We start from the raw sequence: 17815 nt of genomic DNA, 5'->3' as shown, positions 1-17815 counted from the left end.
GTGTACAAGTCATCCTTTAGACACCGCTACTCTAACAAATCGTTTCTGAGCTTTCATCCCAGTCAGTGGGGTAAAGTGTCATGCCCAAACCCAGCGATCGCGCCCCCCATGTTTCGCCTTATACAAGGCTTGATCCGCGCGAGGAATCGAGTCACTGAGCACCTGTTCACCGGGTCGAAAAAGCGTGCCACCCAAACTAATGGTTGCAGTCAAAAACTGCTGATCCCCTAGTTCAATTGGTTGGCTTCTCACCACGACGCAAAGTTCCTCGGCAACGGATTTAGCATGGTCTTCATTGGTGGCAAAAAACAACAGCACAAATTCTTCGCCTCCCCAGCGAACCAAAATACTATCTTTACAGGCCTCTATCACCTGCTTTGTCCTTGCCGCCAATGTGCGCAGAACCACATCGCCCTGATCATGCCCATAGGTATCGTTGATGCGCTTAAAGTGATCAATGTCGAAAATCATGACGGTTAGCAGCGCGTCCCCTGTCGCTGCTTGGGACTGATAAGCCTCAACCCGACTCAACAGAAAGCGGCGATTAAACGCCCCAGTCAAGGGATCCAACCAAGCCAAGGCCAAAAGTGCTTGCTCTCGCTGGCGCATATCACTGATGTCAGAAACGATCCACACACGCCCTAGCCGACTGTCGCCTCGCACGGGGTGGGTATCAATGAGGAAGGTTTTCTCGCCCATCAGACACTCCCCCTTTGCACTAAAGTTGGCATCGGCACTCAGCCCTTGAAAAATTCTGGTTAACTCATCGCGGTTATCGCATCTCTGGCGTGCTTGTTTCATGTGCTCGGCAACAATCTGAACCGGATGGCTTCCGGCTGGCAGTTGCAACCATTGACTGGCATAGGCATTGACCATCGCTGTAGAGCCATCCCCCTTGATCAAAACCAAGCCCAGCGGCACGGTGTCGAAAATATCTTGGAATTGCACTTCAAAGATGAAGCTGTTTTGCCGTTGGCGATGATGAGCCAACAGTTGCCGGTAAAGAGCTGCAATGTAGCCTTTTTGTTCTGCGAGTTGGCACAGCAGCCCCTCTACGGGATTCACCAATAGCAACCCTTGCCGCCACTGCTCTGGCTCACCGCAGGGAATATAAACGATTCGCTCAACCTTATCCAAAAGGCAGAAAAAGATAGAAGGCAGTTTTAGAAAAGGCGTGATATCAATGACAGCCCCCTCAACCAAATCTTGCCACGGAGCAATAATTTCGACGTTGGGAAATCGGCTGGTGCTGGTTGTGGTGATAACTTGTGCCCGATGGCCTTGGTCATTGACAGTGAGCGCTAAGACAAGCTCAGACTGAGACCAATTAGCAACTAGATGACAAAATGCGGTAATGGCATCGGGAGTAGGGAGAAATTGGCGGGGTGGGTATTCGTGCAAACTTTTGCGCATGCCCTAATCAGAATGGATTATATATTTTTTGAGTAAAGGGCCAACGGCCTCAGGATGAGTCATGTGGGGGAGATGGCCTCGCGCCTCGATCCAATCAAGTGTACTATGTGGCAGTTTCCCCTGCAGCCACAGTGCCACAGGTTGGGGAACCACAAAGTCGTCACGATTGAAAATGAGGTGCACGGGTTGAAAGACTTTGCCCACAAACGCCCTTGTATCAGAATCAAAAATGACCTGCAGTGTGCGCAAGGCAATGCTGGGCTGCAATCGAAAGAGGGTTTTAGCAAAATCAGCTAGCCGGTGATCCTCGGTCACGCCAAACATCAGGGGGGCAAAACCCGCAGCCCATGTTTGGTAGTTGGTGACCATGGCGTCATAAATGACCTGTAGGTCTTCGGGGGTGAGGGTGCCGGGATAATTCTCATCTTTGAGATAGCAAGGGGAGGGGTTGAGCCAAATATGTCGTCGAAACAAGTCAGGTCTGGCGATCGCGGCAATTGCGCCAATCATGCAACTGACGGAATGACCAACATATATGCAGGATTGGACACCAAGGCTATCTAGTAATTCAATGAGATCGTCAGCATAACCATACAAATGACTGTGTCTTTGCAGGTCGTAGCGGCGCAACGTGTCTTCATCGGAGCCACAGCCTGCAAGATCATAGCGAATATAGGTGAAGCCCTCAGGCAAGAAAGGCATTAGGTAATCCCAAGCGCTTTTATCGGTACCAAAACCGTGTCCTAGAACAACGGGAACTGTCCCCCACTGGTCAATCTGGACGTATGGCTTGAGAGACTCGGGAACACAAGCAACTTGGTGTGTCATTGGTATAGAAGTTTCGCACTAATGAGCCAATTAGTTAAAATTTTTTAATTTTTAGGGGATGAATTCAGTTAGAAACCTTAAGGGCAATGCTACAAAAAGCATAGCATCTACGAGGAATCGTCCTAGGTGATCTAGCAACCCCCTTTTTCCTTGAGAAAGCAATCTTTAACAATTCCCTATTGACTAGAAAACTGTTGCCGCAGCCGTCGCAGCGCAGCCCCTGTGCCTTGGGTTGCCGCCTCTTCGAGGACAGCACTCATCAACGCTACTAAGTTAATGTCTGGAAAATAGCGGCTTTTGGATCGAGGGACATAGGTCTGGCCATCGAGAGCATAAATGCTCAAGCCCGTTGACGTAAAGAGCCACACTTCAGGAACACGATAAAGAAGGTAGTCCTCAGCCGCCGTATAGGTGGTGACATCAATTTCAATCACCAAGTCGGGTGGCGGATCAGTTTGCCAATCAATACGGTCTTTGCCGACGGCTGCCGTCCAGTTGTCAATATAGAAGCAATAGTCAGGCTCAATGCCACCCATCTCAGGAATCTCCATGGTGATCGGCGTAAAGGCTTCGTAATTGCGCTCCTCACTATCCAGCAAAATTTTGATAACATCGGCAACGATATTCGCTTCGCGGCCATGACGGGGTAAGGGACTCATGAGCAAAATTTCCCCCCGACGAAACTTGATGCGGGGAATCGAACCATCGCCACGGCTGTTGCGGAGGCAACAGTAATCTTGCCACGTACCGGGCATGCGTAGGACACTGCCAGGGGGAAGAATAATTTTGGCTGGAGAAACAACCGCATACATGGGAAGGTATATCCACAACAGGTCTAGTTCCACTGTGCCACAGCATCAAGGTTGACGCGCTTTGCGGTTGCGGATCGCGCGGACGGTGTTCCCCTTGCACTAGCCTAGAAAAGGCAGAGATTCAGACGAGACAAAGATGCAAGACGGGCGTGTGATTGCCGATTCAATTTCGCCAGCAGGGGTGCGCTTGGTGACGCTGCAACTGACGTACCCGCGTTTTATCCATAGTGAACTGCTCACCCATCGCGTGTTTTCCCGTAATTCCGCTAGTTCGCGAGCGGTGCCTGTGGCCAAAATGATGGAGCAAGTCGAACACAACCCGGTCATTCCCTACCATTGGGGAAAAAACCAGCGGGGGATGCAGGCGCGCCAAGAAAGTGAACATAAGGAGGCTGCCAAGGAAATCTGGCTGAAAACCCGCCTCGCGGTTCTTGAGGGGGCACGCCAACTCCATGAACTAGGCATTCACAAGCAGGTGGTGAACCGCATGCTGGAGCCGTGGATGTGGATGCAAACGGTGGTGAGTAGCACGGAGTGGGAAAACTTTTTGCGCCTGCGCAACCACCCCGATGCCCAGCCCGAAATGCAAGCCTTGGCTAAGCTGATTCAGCATTTGCTGGAAACCCATGAACCGACACCCGTGGCGGTGGGGGATTGGCACCTTCCCTATATCGATCCCAGTGAGCGCGAGCAATATAGCCTTGAGGAGTGTAAGTACATGTCCGTGGCTCGCTGTGCACGGGTGTCCTACTATCTGCGGGATGGCCAACGCAGTGACCCCGCCTCTGATCTGGCGCTTTATCAACGCTTGGCGGGGGCAGAACCGAAACACTTGTCTCCCCTAGAACACGTGGCTGAATGCATGGGCGATCGCCAGCCCTATGCCAATTTTGTGGGTTGGCGGCAGTTGCGTTACTTTGAGGAGAGAAAATCAGCACATGCCCGCGAATGATCCACGATACACTGAGTAGCAGAAGACACCATTGACTGAGTTGACAAGAGCGAGGAGTGCAGCCATGGACGTTGCTATTAACGTGAAACCCATTCTACTGGCCATTACGCCGGTGTTTATTGTGCTGTGTTTGGTCTTTGGCACCCGCAATGGCTTCTACGACACCGATAACTACCACGGCAACGGTTCTGCTCACTAAAGCTAACCAAGGAGGGTGACTGTTCGTCATTCATGATCGAGTGCCTCAACTATGGGGTGGGTCACGCAGATGAGGGGGTGTGCATTGGCTTAGGAATTGGCACCTATCGGATTTTGCTGGACTGTGGTGTGCCGTCCCTTGATGTTTTGCCCCTTGATGAAATTGAACAGCATCCCTTTGATTTGGTGCTCTGTAGCCATGCCCACGCGGATCATGCCCAGAGTCTGTTGGCACTCCATCGCCGTTTTCCCCATATTCCCATCTATGCCAGTGAGGTCACGACCCAGCTTTTGCCCCTCAATTGGCCGGATGAAACGGTTCCCCCTTTCTGTCGTGCTTTGCCTTGGCGATCGCCCGTTGAGTTTGGGGATGGCCTGACCGCCGAACTCTTTCCTGCAGGGCATTTACCGGGGGCTGCTGTTTTTGCCCTCACCTACCAAGACCCCAACCCAGAGCAACCGCCCCTGAGCGTGGTCTATACTGGGGATTTTTTCCTGTCCCATACTCGCTTTACGGAAGGACTACCCCTTGCGGATCTGCGAGGATTGCAGCCGGATGTGCTGATCATTGAGGCCAGCTTGGGCACCGCGCGTCATCCCCACCGCCGTCAACAGGAAAACCAACTGGCAGAACGCATCCGCACGGCGGTTGATCAAGGCTACAATGTCCTACTGCCGCTGCCGCCCCTCGGTACCGCTCAAGAAATTCTCATCCTACTGCGCAGTCATCATCTTTTTACGGGACAGCCGATTCAAATTTGGGTCACGCCAGCGATCGCTCGCGGCTGTGATGCCTACCTCACGGTTTTGCCCCATTTACCCACGGCCATTCAAAATTTTGCCCAACACCAGTCCCTCTTTTGGGATCAGCGGGTCAAACCCCAAGTGCAGCCCTTAAGCGATTTGGCGCAAATTCGAGGCGCAGCCCCCACCATTGTCCTTGTGGAGGAGGATCAAGACCTGCGTCCCTACCTAGCTCAGGGGAAACGGCCTTGGCTCGTACTCTATCCACGTCTGCGCTATGGTCAGCCTTTTCGGGGCGGTGATCCTACCTTAGCCAGCTTGCCCAATGTAGAGGTGGATACGTTTTTACTTTCCCTCCATGCCGATGGCCCTGCAACGACGCAACTGATTCACAATATTCGCCCGCAGCATGTGGTGCTTATCCACGGCGACCCCAACTACCTTGCCGATTTAGCCAGCCTGAATGAATTGAGCAACCGCTACCATCTGCACACCCCCACCAGTGGCTCAACGATTCAATTTCCCATTGGCCAACTGACGCTTTCGACGCCGAGTTCGTTGGTGCAACTGGCCTATGAGGGGGAGGTGAGTGAGTGGAACGATGAAGCGATGATTCGCCTACCCGCTTCTATTACCACAGATCCACGCTGGCGACGGTTGGCGGATACGGGCTTTGTCCTTGCCTCATGGCAGGGGGAGCAGTTGCTGATTCGCGGCATGACCCCCAAGGAAGTGCTGGGTGGAACATCGACCCCGATCGCCCCCGATCAGGAGAGCTGTTTTAATTGCCAATTTTATCGGGGTCAGCGCTGCTGGAATGAGGCTTCTGCGCTCTACAACTTCAAAGTGGCACCAGAGGGCTATTGTCCAGCCTTTGAGCGGGCAGAAACACAACCCGAACCCGAAAGCTAGGCCCCTTGGAGCTGCCGCCGCAGGGTGACCGTCGGACTTTCCGCGCCTGTTTTGGGGTCAATAGCGATCGCCATCAGGGCAATGGAACGCACACTCGCGGGCACGTCAATGTGAAGCACGGTTTGCCAGTAGTCCCCATAGCGATAAAAATCAAACTCCACGAGCCAGCGGGGGCCAGCAATTAACTCTCCTGTTTCGCCATTGGTGATCCACACCTTCACAGAGCAACCCCGTTGTGTTGCCGGCAAATTCACCTTGAGGTGCAGCGGCGATACCAGTGGCTCCGGTGACAGCAGGAGCTGGGGGGGGGTCAATAGATAGGGACTCTCAGGATTTGTGGATACTGGCGGTGTGGGTTCAACGGGGGGCGCTAATTCCGCTAACTGTTGCAATCGCGACCAAAATCGCTCTTGGCGATCAATGGGCAAATCCCGAGACGGCGGTACGGTAACGGCAGATAGGGGCTGGCAAAAGCTAGGCAAATCCACGACAACAGGGGCTTTTACAGGCTTCAGTTGGGGCGGTAAGGAAAAGCCGCTCACTGGCACAGGTTCGAGAGTCCTATCCCCTAAGATGGGCAACTGCGGGCCAGCGGGTGTTTCGCTCTTAGATGGGGCGGGTTGGCGGGGCGCAGAGACGGCAGGAATCTCCGGTGCCGGTAACACCGTGACCATAAAGGCTTGCACTTGGCGAAGATCGCTGTGCTCTAGGGGTTGGTTGGGCAGGAGGCGGGCTTCCCCCACCATGACTGGATAATCGGCCAAGGGGGTGAGTGTACAATGAAACCCCCATTTCCCCTCGCGGGCGATCGCGGGCACTGAGTGCTCCTGCACCACATCGCGGGTGACGGGATTGCGCAAACGAATCACCACCGTACCGGGAACGGCAACTGTGCCCTCTAAAACCAGCATTTCATCGGCAAAGATCGTATAGGCACTTTGGGGCAGCTCAATGAGCGTCGTGGGCAGCTCAGCAGGGGAGGGTGCTTGCGGCTTAGGGGGGTCGGCAGCTTTCACTGGTTGCTCTGGAACCGCAGGCAAGGTTTCTGGTGCCGGCAAATCCCACTCTTCGCTTTGGGCAAGGACATCAAGGGCGATCGCAAACACCTCTGCATCCAGCACCCCCTCTTGGGCCACACGGCATTGAAATTCCCAACGCCCCGCCTGCAAATACGTAAAGGGCAGAATACCCATGAGTCCTGTGGAGCTGCTGCGGTGGGTGCGGCGTTGGTAGCGCTGCTTGGGCACCCCCTGATCATCGTAAAGATGGGTAATTTGCACTTCCACCGAGGTTTCGGCAACCGGACAGCGCGCCATCAAGCGGTAACTGCCCTCCAAAACTTCCGCCGAGGGTGGTTCTAGGGGCAACCAAGCGCGATCGCCCTCCTTTTGCAGTAAAAACTCCCATCCGCCCATAGCTCATTTTCACTCTCCCACTGCTTAGGATATTGCACAGAAAAGGCCACATTATGCAATCTCAGATGCAAAGTTAAGCCGATGGAAAGGCCACTTGCACCAATGAAACATCATCACTGCCAAAGGCATCGGGCGCTGCATGGCTCTGCACTTGGGCAATCAACTGGGGCAGCGCCGGCACAGGGTCTTGGGTGTGGGCAGCAATGAGCAACTCCCTAAAGGCTTCGAGACCCCAAACCCGATTGTCGGTTGTTTCAAACTCATAGATGCCGTCACTAAAGAGGTAGAGAACTGCCGAAGGGGGGACTTCAATCGTGGCTTGGCTAAAGGCCATGTCAGCAAACATGCCAATGGGAATGCCCGGTGTCTTGAGGAGAGTTGCTCGCCAGCCATCAGCCTCAGGGGTGAGGAGTAGTGCCGGCGGGTGTCCACCACTGGCATAGGTCAACTGCCGTGTTTGGCGATCGTACACGCCGTACCAAATCGTGAAATACTTCTCGTGCTGATCCGTCATTTGAAAGCCATTGTTGAGGGCTTCGAGGACTTGGGCAGGGTGCAGATAGTCAAATGTGCCGCTCGTTTGCTCTCGCGTGGTGCTGCGCAGGAGGTTCAAGACGGAGACCGAAGGCAGAGCCGCCCCCAAGCCATGGCCGGAAACATCGAGAATGTAGAGCACTAAATAGCGATCGCCCACCCCAAAAAAGTCAAAGCAATCGCCGCCCAACTGACTCGACGGCAAAAAGTAGTAGTTAATTTTGCAGGGGGCTTCTTGGGGAGCCGGTAGGAGCGATCGCACATAATCCGCAGCCTCGTGCAGTTCCGCCTCAAGGAGTTGTTTCTGCTTGAGCAGATCTTGGTTAAGTTGATAAAGGCGCAGACCCGCCTGAATCCGTGCCCGCAGTTCATTGGGGTCAATGGGCTTGGATAAGAATTCATCCGCACCAGCATCCAAGCCCTGAATGCGATCCTCCAGTTCCCCCTTGGCGGTCAGCAGCACAAAAAAACTGCGGGAGAGTTCCTGATCCTGCTTGATTTGACGGCACACCTCTAGGCCGTCCAGTTCGGGCATCATCCAGTCGCAGATGATCAGGGCGGGTTTCTCAGCGGTGGCGATCGCGATTCCCTCGCGGCCATGGCTAGCAACCGAGACCTGGTAGCCCAGATCCTTTAGGGTTTTGCGCAGCAGCAGTCGGCTAGTAGGGTCATCATCAATGACGAGAATTCGATAGGGCTGGCGATCGCCGCTCATAGCTTCAGCCTGCAAAATCTCCCCCTAGTGTATCCCAAGGCTCTTGGCTATTTTGGGGTTTGCCTCGGATCAAGGGCATCCCGCAGGCCATCGCCAACAATGTTGAAACACAGCACCGTCAGTACAATCAGTGTGGCGGGTGCCCAGACTAACCATGGCTGCAACACTAAGATTGAGGCATTCGTTGCCAACGAGAGCATATTGCCCCAAGAGGGATCCGGCTGCTGAATGCCTAGACCAATGAGACTGAGTACCGATTCCGCCACAATAAAGCTGGGAATCGAGAGCGTTGCGGCAATCATCACGTAGGTTGCTGTCTGGGGAATAATGTGCCGCACAATAATATAGAGCGATCGCCCCCCCATTACCTGCGCCGCTTGGACAAAGGCCATTTCTTTGATCCCCAGCACCTGACCGCGAATCACCCGTGCTAGCCCCGCCCAACTCACAAAGGATGTGATTACGGTAATTAGCAAAAATCGCTCACCACTACTGAGTCCCGTGGGGAGTACTGCCGCCAAAGCCACCAGCAGATAGATGGTCGGCAGCGTCATCAGCACCTCAACGCCCCGCATCAAAACGGCATCGAGCCAGCCGCCAAAGTAGCCAGAAATTGCCCCCACCAGAATGCCAATCGGGAAGGCGATCGCCACCCCCACTAGGCCAATACTGAGGCTAATGCGGGCACCAAAGAGCAGCCGACTGAACTGATCGCGTCCTTGGTCATCCGTGCCCAACAGATTCAGATAGCCCTTACCCACCGTGCCAAAGAGATGGCGATCGCTGGGGAACCCGGCAAAGATCGTACGTGGTTCAATTTGTGGATTGGTGAGACTCCAGCGAGTCGGTAGGGGCAGGGTAATTTCCAAGAAGCGATAGGGGCTGCCCTTGACAAAGAGGCGAATCGGCGACGGTTCCTGCCAGTCTACAATCAGAGGACGTTCCCCTGTTTCCAAGTTCACAGGCCCCAAGCGGGTGGGATAGACATGGGGGCCAAGCCACTGACCGTTGGGGGTGCGCCAGTAAATGCGGGTAGGGGGCAGCAGCGCACCCTCCACTTGAAAGGTATAGGGACTGTAGGGAGCAATAAAATCCGCGGCGATCGCCAGCAGGTACAACGTCAGCAACACCCCCAAACTGACCATCACTAAGGGGTTGCGCCGCAACGCTTGCCAAGGGGTCATTCGTCACTCATCCGCTAGGGTACAGCCACTATACAGCCTTTTTTCTATCCTAGGGCTGCTCTGACAGACTCAATGCCGACATGTCTTCCCTATTTTTAGAGAGGCATGATGCTATAGATAAGTTTGACTCAAAAATCAATAAGTGATAAATAAAACTTAACAAACTAACATCAAATTCCTTTTCTTGTTAAATAGATTCGGTATCACTATATGATTATACTGATTGCTTCAAACTAACATATTGTTAAAAAGAATACTTTGTGTTTCAAACAAAGTGGTAGCTTAATATAAGTCTAATGATTTCTAGTCAGATCATTCTCGCAGACCCCCTTTTTCTCTCTAGTGTGGGTACCTGTTGATTAAAGAACAATTGAGTTGCTTTATTCATTTGAATAGTGTTCTGACAGAGGAAATATAGAGCGAATGGAAAAACCAAAGCCCCTAACTGGTAAAGCACTCTTGCAGCGATTAAGTGAACTGGGTTCTGCATCCCGTAAAGAAGCCGCAAAGCTCTGTGGCTACTATCGCGTCACAAAATCTGGTGAGGTGCGTGTTAACTTAGGGAAATTTTACGAAGCGGTACTCGCTGCCGGCGGACTAGAAGTCCAGTCATCAGAAAAAGACGTCAATGGTCAATCAGGACGGGGGCGATCGCCCTCCTATCGAGTGAAGGTGCACCAAAATGGTCAGATTGTCATTGGTTCTGCCTATACCAAAGCCATGAACCTAAAGCCGGGGGATACCTTCAAAATTAAGCAGGGATACAAACATATTCATCTCTATCTCATCGATCCAGAAGAAGTGGATGGTGCCCCCACAGAGTAATCAATGGTTCGCCCTAATGATTGGCAATAGTCGGCAGCACTGGGCACTCTTTACGGGTGAACACCTCAGCCGCACTTGGCACCTCACCCCTGAGGAATTTGCCTTTAATCCTGCCCAAGACTATCCCAACCTCCCCTGCTGGGGTGCGAGTGTTGGTTCTGTGTCCTTGCACCAAGTCTATCCGACGGCGATCGCCTTCACCCTCGAGGATATTCCCATTCCTCGGATGTACCCCACCCTAGGGATTGACCGTGCCCTTGCCCTCTGGGGAGCGCTTCAGGTTTATGGGGCACCAGTGTGTGTGGTGGATGCGGGAACTGCATTAACGCTGACCCTAGCCAACGATCGCGGTGAATTTGCGGGCGGTGTGATTCTCCCGGGTGTTGGGTTAATGGCACGAGCACTGGCGGACTATACGGCAGCGTTACCCTATGTGACGCTTCCCCCAGACCCACCCCCCCGTTGGGGAACCACTACTACCACAGCGATTGAAAGCGGTCTTTACTACGGTACTGCCGCCATGTTACACGCCTATCTGGGCGCCTTTTTTCAGGCGTTTCCCCAAGGTACGGTGATTGTGACCGGGGGCGATCGACCCTTTCTCAGTGAACTGTTAAAGACATTTTTAGATGCCGATCGCTGGCATGAAGATGATCATCTGGTTTTTTGGGGGATCCGCGCCCTCCGCAACCCAACCGTTAAGATAGAAATGCACCCGATGAACAGGATTGACGACTTCCGCTAATGGAGCGACGGGATGACTTTACGGATTTAGCCTTGGGACTGGTTTCAGCCCAGAGCTTTCCGGCGATAGTGGGCATTGCCGATCACATGCTCAAATCCGCCGATGTCCTCCTAGTGGGCTATGAGAAAATTGGCAGTGGCCACTGTAGCGCGATCGTGCGCGGGCGAATTGCCGATGTGCGTCTAGCTGTGGAAGAGGGCGCTGAGCGGGCGCAGCAGTTTGGTCAAGAACTCAGTACCTTAGTCATTCCCCGGCCTGACCCCAACCTAGAGAAAATTCTTCCGATTGGCAGTCTCCTCGCCCAGATTGCCTCTAAAAGTCGCGGCCATCGCCTCAGTAGCCACGCGGTTGGCCTATTGGAAACGCGAGGATTTCCAGCCATGGTGGGGGCAGCGGATGCCATGCTCAAGGCGGCAGATGTGATCCTAACGGCCTACGAAACCATTGGCGCCGGTCTATGTACGGCCATTATTCGCGGCACGGCCTCCAATACCGCGATCGCCCTTGAGGCCGGGATGGCAGAAGCCGATCGCATTGGTGAACTCCATGCAGTGATGTTGGTACCCCGTCCCCTTGAGGATTTGGATCAATCGTTGCCCTTGGCACCGGCTCTCCAGCGAGAACTCCAGCCCCTGCGGCTACCGCTGACGCTCAAGCAAAAAGAAACCGAACCCCTTGCCCTCCAAGGCGCGGCTCAAGAGAGTGTGGCCGTGGAAGCGCCTGCCGAAACGGTGCCCGTCGAACCCTCTGCCAATCCCTGACCGGCAATCCAGCCCGTTGTCCACGCACTTTGCAGGTTAAAGCCCCCCGTCACGCCATCAATATCGAGAACTTCGCCCGCAAAGAATAGCCCCTCACAGCAGCGGCTGGCCATGGTCTTAAAGTCCACTTCCTTGAGAGCCACCCCACCACAGGTGACAAACTCCTCTTTGAAGGCGCCCTTGCCAGCGATCGCGAAGGTACCTCGGTGCAAGGCCTCCGCCAGAGCCAGCAGTTGTTTTTTACTGAGGTGTGCCCAAGTTTGCTCAGCCGGAATCCCCACGCTGGTTGTCCAGTAGCTCCAGAGGCGGCGCGGCAGCGGAAAGGGACAATGGCTAGCGATCGCTCGCTTCGGGGTATGGCTACGACAGGCTGCCAACTCCCCTTGAATCTGCGGCAGTGACAGATGGGGGAGCCAATTCACCACCAAGGTGCCGCGATAGTTCTGCGCCGCTAAGGCACGCGCCCCCCATGCCGAGAGTTTCAAGACCACAGGGCCACTCAAGCCCCAATGGGTAACGAGAATAGCACCGGTTTGGGTTAAGGGCGGCTGCTGCAACAGTTTGAGGGTTGCTTCCACGGGTTCGACACTGAGGCCTGAGCGCTCCTGCAAGAGCGGGTCATCAATGTGAAACGTAAACAGCGAAGGGACGGGGGGAATAATGGTGTGTCCCAATTGTGCCGCCAAGCGATAGCCTTGGGAACTACTGCCGGTGGCCAGAAGGACGCGATCGGCCAAAAGGGGTTGAGGCTGCTGAGCAACTGTGACTTGAAACTCATTGCCGACTTTCACCATCTCCTTCACCGCTGCGCGGGTACGGAGGCGAATGCCCAGAGCCGTTGCTTCTTGCACCAGACAGTCAATAATGGTTCCTGAGTCATCACTGACGGGAAAGACTCGCCCATCGGCTTCGGTTTTCAACTTCACCCCCCGCGCCTCAAACCAAGCGATCGTGTCTTGGGGTTGGAAGCGACTAAAGGCACCCCGCAAGGCCTTGCCACCACGGGGATAGTGCTGCACCAATAGCGCTGGATCAAAACAGTGGTGGGTGACATTGCAGCGACCACCACCAGAGATGCGGACTTTGCTCAGCAGCGTTGCCCCAGCTTCTAAAATCGTGACGAGATTGCGAGAATTAGCCGCCGCACAGGCGATCGCTCCAAAAAATCCAGCGGCACCACCGCCGATGACCAAAATGCGCTGACCTGCCATCAAGATTCCAAAGGAGAAGGATAGGTATGTTCATCGTTGTCGTTTTTGCCGTTGCGATCGCGCGCCAAATGCAGCTGTTGATGCAGTCGACCCACGGCAATCCCCTCTGTGGCCATCAGGTTGAGCACCCGCCGCCGAAACTCCCGCCCCACGACCCATTGTTGTCCCGGTTGGGTCCTAATCCAAATGCGCACGAGTAAGCCACTGGCGGTAATCTGATCAATTCCTAGAACTTCTGGCCGCTCCAGCATCTTCAGTTGCCACTCCGGTTCTTCGTAAAAGTGGATACTCAAGTCATTCAGCAACGACAACAGGCGATCGGGATTGGTTTCAATATCCACCCACAGTTCGAGATTAACCCGTGACCAAGTGCGGGTCAGGTTGGCTACCTTGGTAATCGTACTATTGGGAATTGTAATCAGCTGACCCTCGGCATTGCGCAACTGAGTAATGCGCAAATTGAGATTTTCCACTAAGCCGGAGTAGGGTTCAATTTCCACCACATCGCCAATGCCGTACTGATCCTCCCAGACAATGAGCAGACCATTGATAATGTCCTTCACCAAGTTCTGTGACCCTAGGGAAATGGCCAAGGCTAAAAAGCCCCCCACAGCGAGAATGGAGGAAACAGGTACCCCTAAGGAACCCAAGATAACCACTAGTCGAATCAAATAAATGACAACGGTCTTAAAGCCGCGCATCACTTCCACAGTGGTACTAATCCGCAGGGTTTTACGCTGGGTATCAGCAAACTTGAGGAGATTATTTTGCTCCCAGAAAACACGAATGCGATCAAAGGCCAAGTCAGCAAATTGATTCAGCAGCCCCGTGCCAAACCAGACCACCATCCACAGAATCGGCAAGCCATAGACTTGGGAACTCAGCCAGCGGGTCATGGGGAAGAGGCGTAGAATTGCCGCTAGGCCGAGTAGCCACAAAGCCACTTGTCCCCACAACAGTAGATACCGAACGAGACTAATGAGCTTGATGCGCTGCTTGAGAAAAAAGTGGTGCCGCAGATGGGGCAGAAGCGGCAAAACCCACTCCGGTTCCGTCGTTTGAGTGGTCACTGTGTCCAGTTGCCCTTGTAGATGCTTGCGTTGGCGGATCAAGAAGCGTTGCACAATTAAAATGACGAAACTACCTGCACCCACCTTGATAAAGATCAAGACAGCCTCCTGAATTTGCGACATCAGGGCTGTGTCGGTGCGTTCCTGAATCGCTCGGTTCATCTGCTGTTGCAAAATGTCTCGCCACTGCTGAGCAAGGGTTTCAGGGGGCAGTTGATGGTAGTCGCTGTCGGCCTCTGTCACCGTCAGGAGGCGAGTGGTGCGTTCCGCTTGGCCAATGCGGGCACTGATGACTAACACATTATTGAGGCGAGCCACACCAATGTTTACAAGTTCGGGCGATCGCCGTCGCTGGCGGATAGCACTATGGAGGACGCGCCGTAGATTTGACTCAATGAGTTCAGCGCGCACTTCAACGGGAATGGCCTCACTGGGATGAGTGCGATCGCGCACCGTCGGCGCAGCAATGGTAAAAAGGGTGCTGCCATCGAAGCGAACATCGGCAATTTCCAGCTCACCAATGCGGGTAACACCGGGAGGTGGGGGGGTGACTGCGGTTTGACTGATGCCGGGTACGGCGAGCTGAGCCACACTTGGCCAAGGAGAGAGAATGGCTAGCAAGAAGGTCACAAGGGCGATCGCTCCCCACCGCCATAATCGCTGATACCCGTTGATCATTCGCACGTACTGATATTCTGCACGGCAACACGAACTAGGACTATCCTCTCACCTTTTGAAGGCTGAACTCAGTTCACGGTTCCCTAGGGGCAGTCGACCCTAGCTTGCAGCACCTGCTCCCTTGCCACATCGCGGATTAACGAGAGACGCGAGGAAATGTAGCGTTCCAGATGATAGCGCTGGTTATGCTCTAAAGGATAAACGTCACTAAACTGCGTCACCAGCCACCCCTGTAGGGCGTGATCATCCATACTCAACAATCGTCCCACCTGTACTTGCTCAACAAAGTGCCAGAACTGCCGGAGGAGAGAGGGGGTCATACTTGCCCTCCTTTTAAGGTTTTCTTTAGATTTTACCTATCTACTACCATACGTTGCCCCTCGGAAATTGGGGCGCAATCTGCTGAAGCTGCAACTAAAGTTAGGGAATCCACATGAAGTCCTGCAAACTTCTGTTGCGATTTCTAAAGTGCAGCCCTCCTGCAAACCTGTGATTCTTTGGGGATGCTCCGCTAACGGTAGGGCGGTGAACCGCTAAAATAGTAAGGCTTTACCAACATACTCACAAATCATTGGGGTCTATGCGCACACACTACTGTGGCGATGTTCGGCTAACGGATGTCGGAACAACCGTCACCCTCTACGGTTGGGTGGATCGGCGGCGTGATCATGGCGGCGTGATCTTTATTGATTTGCGCGATCGCTCCGGCATTGTCCAAATTGTCAGTGATCCCCAGCGCACTCCCGACTCCTATGCTCAAGCCGATCGCCTGCGCAGTGAGTATGTGGTGAAAATTGTTGGCCGTGTCAGCAAGCGCCCTGCGGATTCGGTGAACCCAAAATTGGCCACGGGCGACATCGAGATCTACGCCGATCACATTGATGTCCTCAATACGGTGCGCCAGCAACTGCCCTTTGCCATCTCCAGCACCGAGAATGAGCCAGTGCGGGAAGAGGTGCGGCTGCGCTACCGCTATCTTGATCTACGGCGGGAACGGATGGCACGGAATTTGCAGTTACGCCATCGCGTTGTCCAAGCCATGCGGCGCTTCCTCGAGGATGAGGCGGGCTTTATTGAGGTGGAAACTCCTATTCTCACCCGCTCGACGCCGGAGGGGGCTCGCGATTATCTAGTGCCCAGTCGCGTGAATCCGGGAGAATGGTTTGCCCTCCCTCAATCGCCGCAATTGTTCAAGCAGTTGTTGATGGTGGCGGGGTGCGATCGCTATTACCAAATTGCCCGCTGCTTTCGCGATGAGGACTTAAGGGCCGATCGCCAGCCAGAATTTACGCAACTGGACATGGAAATGAGCTTCATGGATCAGGATGAAATTATTGATCTCAACGAAGCACTCATCTGCCACATTTTCAAAACCGTGAAGGGCATTGATCTGCCGCGCCCCTTTCCCCGCCTGAGTTACCAAGAGGCCATGGATCGCTATGGCACCGATAAGCCCGATACCCGCTATGGCCTTGAACTGGTGGATGTCTCCGATATTCTGAAAGACTCTGGTTTCAAAGTTTTTAGTGGCGCGATCGCCCAAGGGGGCGTGGTGAAAATTTTGCCGATTCCCAATGGTAACGACCGCATCTCCAACGTGCGCATTAAACCCGGCGGCGATCTCTTCCAAGAGGCCACCACTGCCGGCGCCAAGGGGCTGGCTTATATCCGCGTTCGCGACAACGGCGAGATTGACACCATTGGTGCCATCAAGGATAACCTCTCCCCAGAGCAGAAAGCCACGCTCTTAGAGCGCACGGGTGCCGAGCCGGGGCATCTCCTCCTGTTTGGGGCAGGGGATACGGCAACGGTGAATAAAACCCTTGATCGCCTGCGCCAGACCATTGCCCGTGAATTTGACCTCATTGATCCGACGGCAACCCATCTGGTGTGGGTGGTGGATTTCCCCATGTTTGAGTGGAATGCCGAAGAAAAGCGCCTTGAGGCCTTGCACCATCCCTTTACGGCACCCCATCCCGCCGACCTTGAGGATCTCAAAACTGCCCGTGCCCAAGCCTACGATCTGATCTTCAATGGCTACGAAGTGGGCGGCGGCAGTCTGCGTATTTATCAACCGGAATTGCAGCGGCAAGTTTTTGAAACCATCGGCCTTGATGAGACGGCTGCCCAAGAAAAATTTGGCTTCCTTCTCGAGGCCTTTGAATTTGGTACCCCTCCCCACGGGGGTATTGCCTATGGCCTAGATCGCTTAGTCATGCTCCTTGCCGGCGAAGACTCCATTCGCGACACCATTGCTTTCCCGAAAACCCAACAGGCGCGTTGCCTTCTTACCGGTGCCCCCAGCAGTGTTGAGCCACAGCAACTCAAGGAACTCCATGTGGCTTCCGCCAAGCCCGCAAAAACCACTGCTAAAACCCAAGTCTAGGCACGTAGGTCTGTTGGCCGATTCCACACCCCCTCTAGCAGCCATTCGCCGTTGACATCCCGCACCCGCTCAGTGCTCATCATATAAGCCCATGCTGTGCCCAAAGGTTGATGATTCAAGTCATACACTGGCACCTGTTGGCGATGGTAGGCATTTACTTCGGGAGCCAAGTTCGGATGGTAGCCTTCAAAGGCATCCAGCCGCGCCAATACGCTGGGAGGTGGATCATGAAAGATCAGTAACTCCCCCTGCACCCAACCTTCCTCAGCCGTCAGACCGGGATACCCCATCGGTAGGTGATAAAGGCGACCTCTCACCAGCGCTGATTGATGGGCACTCAGCCAAGGCCGACAGAGGATTTCATGGGGTTGATAGCCGGGTTTAAGGGTGCCATAGACAAAAAGGCGCAGGGTCGTCACTCGTCAATGAGGG

The 17815-nt window shown here is 54.1% G+C and carries 17 protein-coding genes; 7 read left to right on the top strand and 10 right to left on the bottom strand.

Annotation, left to right across the window (positions count from 1 at the left end):
• Positions 1 to 78: 78 nt before the first annotated feature.
• The 3 genes from RHJ80_RS12765 to RHJ80_RS12755 all read right to left on the bottom strand — a co-directional run bounded on the left by RHJ80_RS12765 (position 79) and on the right by RHJ80_RS12755 (position 3053).
• Positions 79 to 1413 (bottom strand): GGDEF domain-containing protein, encoded by a 1335-nt coding sequence (locus tag RHJ80_RS12765; protein WP_310801157.1) that lies wholly within the window; start codon positions 1411 to 1413, stop codon positions 79 to 81.
• 3 nt (positions 1414 to 1416) lie between these two features.
• Complete coding sequence (locus RHJ80_RS12760; protein WP_310801156.1) at positions 1417 to 2115, bottom strand: alpha/beta hydrolase; 699 nt, start codon at positions 2113 to 2115, stop codon at positions 1417 to 1419.
• A gap of 302 nt (positions 2116 to 2417) precedes the next feature.
• Positions 2418 to 3053, bottom strand: coding sequence for a Uma2 family endonuclease (locus RHJ80_RS12755; protein WP_310801155.1), 636 nt, complete (start codon positions 3051 to 3053; stop codon positions 2418 to 2420).
• 136 nt (positions 3054 to 3189) lie between these two features.
• Between RHJ80_RS12755 and RHJ80_RS12750 the strand changes: the two genes are divergently transcribed.
• The 3 genes from RHJ80_RS12750 to RHJ80_RS12740 all read left to right on the top strand — a co-directional run bounded on the left by RHJ80_RS12750 (position 3190) and on the right by RHJ80_RS12740 (position 5859).
• Complete coding sequence (locus RHJ80_RS12750; RefSeq protein WP_310801154.1) at positions 3190 to 4005, top strand: FAD-dependent thymidylate synthase; 816 nt, start codon at positions 3190 to 3192, stop codon at positions 4003 to 4005.
• Between the two features lie 64 nt (positions 4006 to 4069).
• Positions 4070 to 4204, top strand: a complete 135-nt coding sequence (locus RHJ80_RS12745; RefSeq protein WP_255451743.1) for a hypothetical protein — start codon at positions 4070 to 4072, stop codon at positions 4202 to 4204.
• A 32-nt stretch (positions 4205 to 4236) separates the two neighbouring features.
• Positions 4237 to 5859, top strand: coding sequence for an MBL fold metallo-hydrolase (locus RHJ80_RS12740; protein WP_302677337.1), 1623 nt, complete (start codon positions 4237 to 4239; stop codon positions 5857 to 5859).
• On the opposite strand, the gene RHJ80_RS12735 is transcribed toward RHJ80_RS12740, so the two are convergent.
• From RHJ80_RS12735 to RHJ80_RS12725, 3 genes are all read right to left on the bottom strand, one after another.
• On the bottom strand, positions 5856 to 7274 hold the full coding sequence (locus RHJ80_RS12735) for a hypothetical protein (RefSeq protein ID WP_310801153.1): 1419 nt from the start codon (positions 7272 to 7274) through the stop codon (positions 5856 to 5858). The two genes, RHJ80_RS12740 and RHJ80_RS12735, sit on opposite strands and share 4 nt — an antisense overlap.
• A gap of 73 nt (positions 7275 to 7347) precedes the next feature.
• Positions 7348 to 8523, bottom strand: a complete 1176-nt coding sequence (locus tag RHJ80_RS12730) for a SpoIIE family protein phosphatase (RefSeq protein WP_315863382.1) — start codon at positions 8521 to 8523, stop codon at positions 7348 to 7350.
• 47 nt (positions 8524 to 8570) lie between these two features.
• Entirely contained in the window at positions 8571 to 9707 is a 1137-nt protein-coding gene (locus RHJ80_RS12725) for an ABC transporter permease (protein WP_302677340.1), read from the bottom strand.
• A gap of 423 nt (positions 9708 to 10130) precedes the next feature.
• Between RHJ80_RS12725 and RHJ80_RS12720 the strand changes: the two genes are divergently transcribed.
• From RHJ80_RS12720 to RHJ80_RS12710, 3 genes are read left to right on the top strand one after another with little or no spacing between them, the layout of a single operon-like run.
• Positions 10131 to 10532, top strand: coding sequence for an AbrB family transcriptional regulator (locus tag RHJ80_RS12720; protein WP_206200471.1), 402 nt, complete (start codon positions 10131 to 10133; stop codon positions 10530 to 10532).
• Complete coding sequence (locus RHJ80_RS12715; RefSeq protein ID WP_310801152.1) at positions 10513 to 11277, top strand: pantothenate kinase; 765 nt, start codon at positions 10513 to 10515, stop codon at positions 11275 to 11277. Before RHJ80_RS12720 ends, RHJ80_RS12715 begins: the two co-directional genes overlap by 20 nt.
• Complete coding sequence (locus tag RHJ80_RS12710; RefSeq protein ID WP_310800286.1) at positions 11277 to 12038, top strand: BMC domain-containing protein; 762 nt, start codon at positions 11277 to 11279, stop codon at positions 12036 to 12038. Before RHJ80_RS12715 ends, RHJ80_RS12710 begins: the two co-directional genes overlap by 1 nt.
• Here the strand turns inward: RHJ80_RS12710 and RHJ80_RS12705 are convergent.
• The 3 genes from RHJ80_RS12705 to RHJ80_RS12695 all read right to left on the bottom strand — a co-directional run bounded on the left by RHJ80_RS12705 (position 11972) and on the right by RHJ80_RS12695 (position 15317).
• Positions 11972 to 13249, bottom strand: coding sequence for an NAD(P)/FAD-dependent oxidoreductase (locus RHJ80_RS12705; RefSeq protein WP_310801151.1), 1278 nt, complete (start codon positions 13247 to 13249; stop codon positions 11972 to 11974). The genes RHJ80_RS12710 and RHJ80_RS12705 overlap by 67 nt on opposite strands.
• Positions 13249 to 14997, bottom strand: coding sequence for a mechanosensitive ion channel family protein (locus tag RHJ80_RS12700; RefSeq protein WP_310801150.1), 1749 nt, complete (start codon positions 14995 to 14997; stop codon positions 13249 to 13251). Before RHJ80_RS12700 ends, RHJ80_RS12705 begins: the two co-directional genes overlap by 1 nt.
• 83 nt (positions 14998 to 15080) lie before the next feature.
• Positions 15081 to 15317, bottom strand: a complete 237-nt coding sequence (locus RHJ80_RS12695) for a hypothetical protein (protein WP_206200467.1) — start codon at positions 15315 to 15317, stop codon at positions 15081 to 15083.
• Between the two features lie 260 nt (positions 15318 to 15577).
• Between RHJ80_RS12695 and aspS the strand changes: the two genes are divergently transcribed.
• Positions 15578 to 17383: an aspartate--tRNA ligase gene (aspS, locus tag RHJ80_RS12690; protein WP_310743878.1), complete on the top strand. Its 1806-nt coding sequence runs from the start codon at positions 15578 to 15580 to the stop codon at positions 17381 to 17383.
• Here aspS and RHJ80_RS12685 read toward each other — a convergent pair.
• Entirely contained in the window at positions 17380 to 17802 is a 423-nt protein-coding gene (locus RHJ80_RS12685; RefSeq protein WP_310743877.1) for a gamma-glutamylcyclotransferase family protein, read from the bottom strand. The genes aspS and RHJ80_RS12685 overlap by 4 nt on opposite strands.
• Between the last annotated feature and the right edge of the window lie 13 nt (positions 17803 to 17815).

The sequence above is a fragment of the Thermosynechococcus sp. QS41 genome (assembly GCF_031583515.1).
Taxonomy (GTDB): domain Bacteria; phylum Cyanobacteriota; class Cyanobacteriia; order Thermosynechococcales; family Thermosynechococcaceae; genus Thermosynechococcus.
The sequence above is the reverse complement of the archived record's forward strand: the minus strand, read 5'-3'. Positions and strand labels throughout refer to the sequence as shown.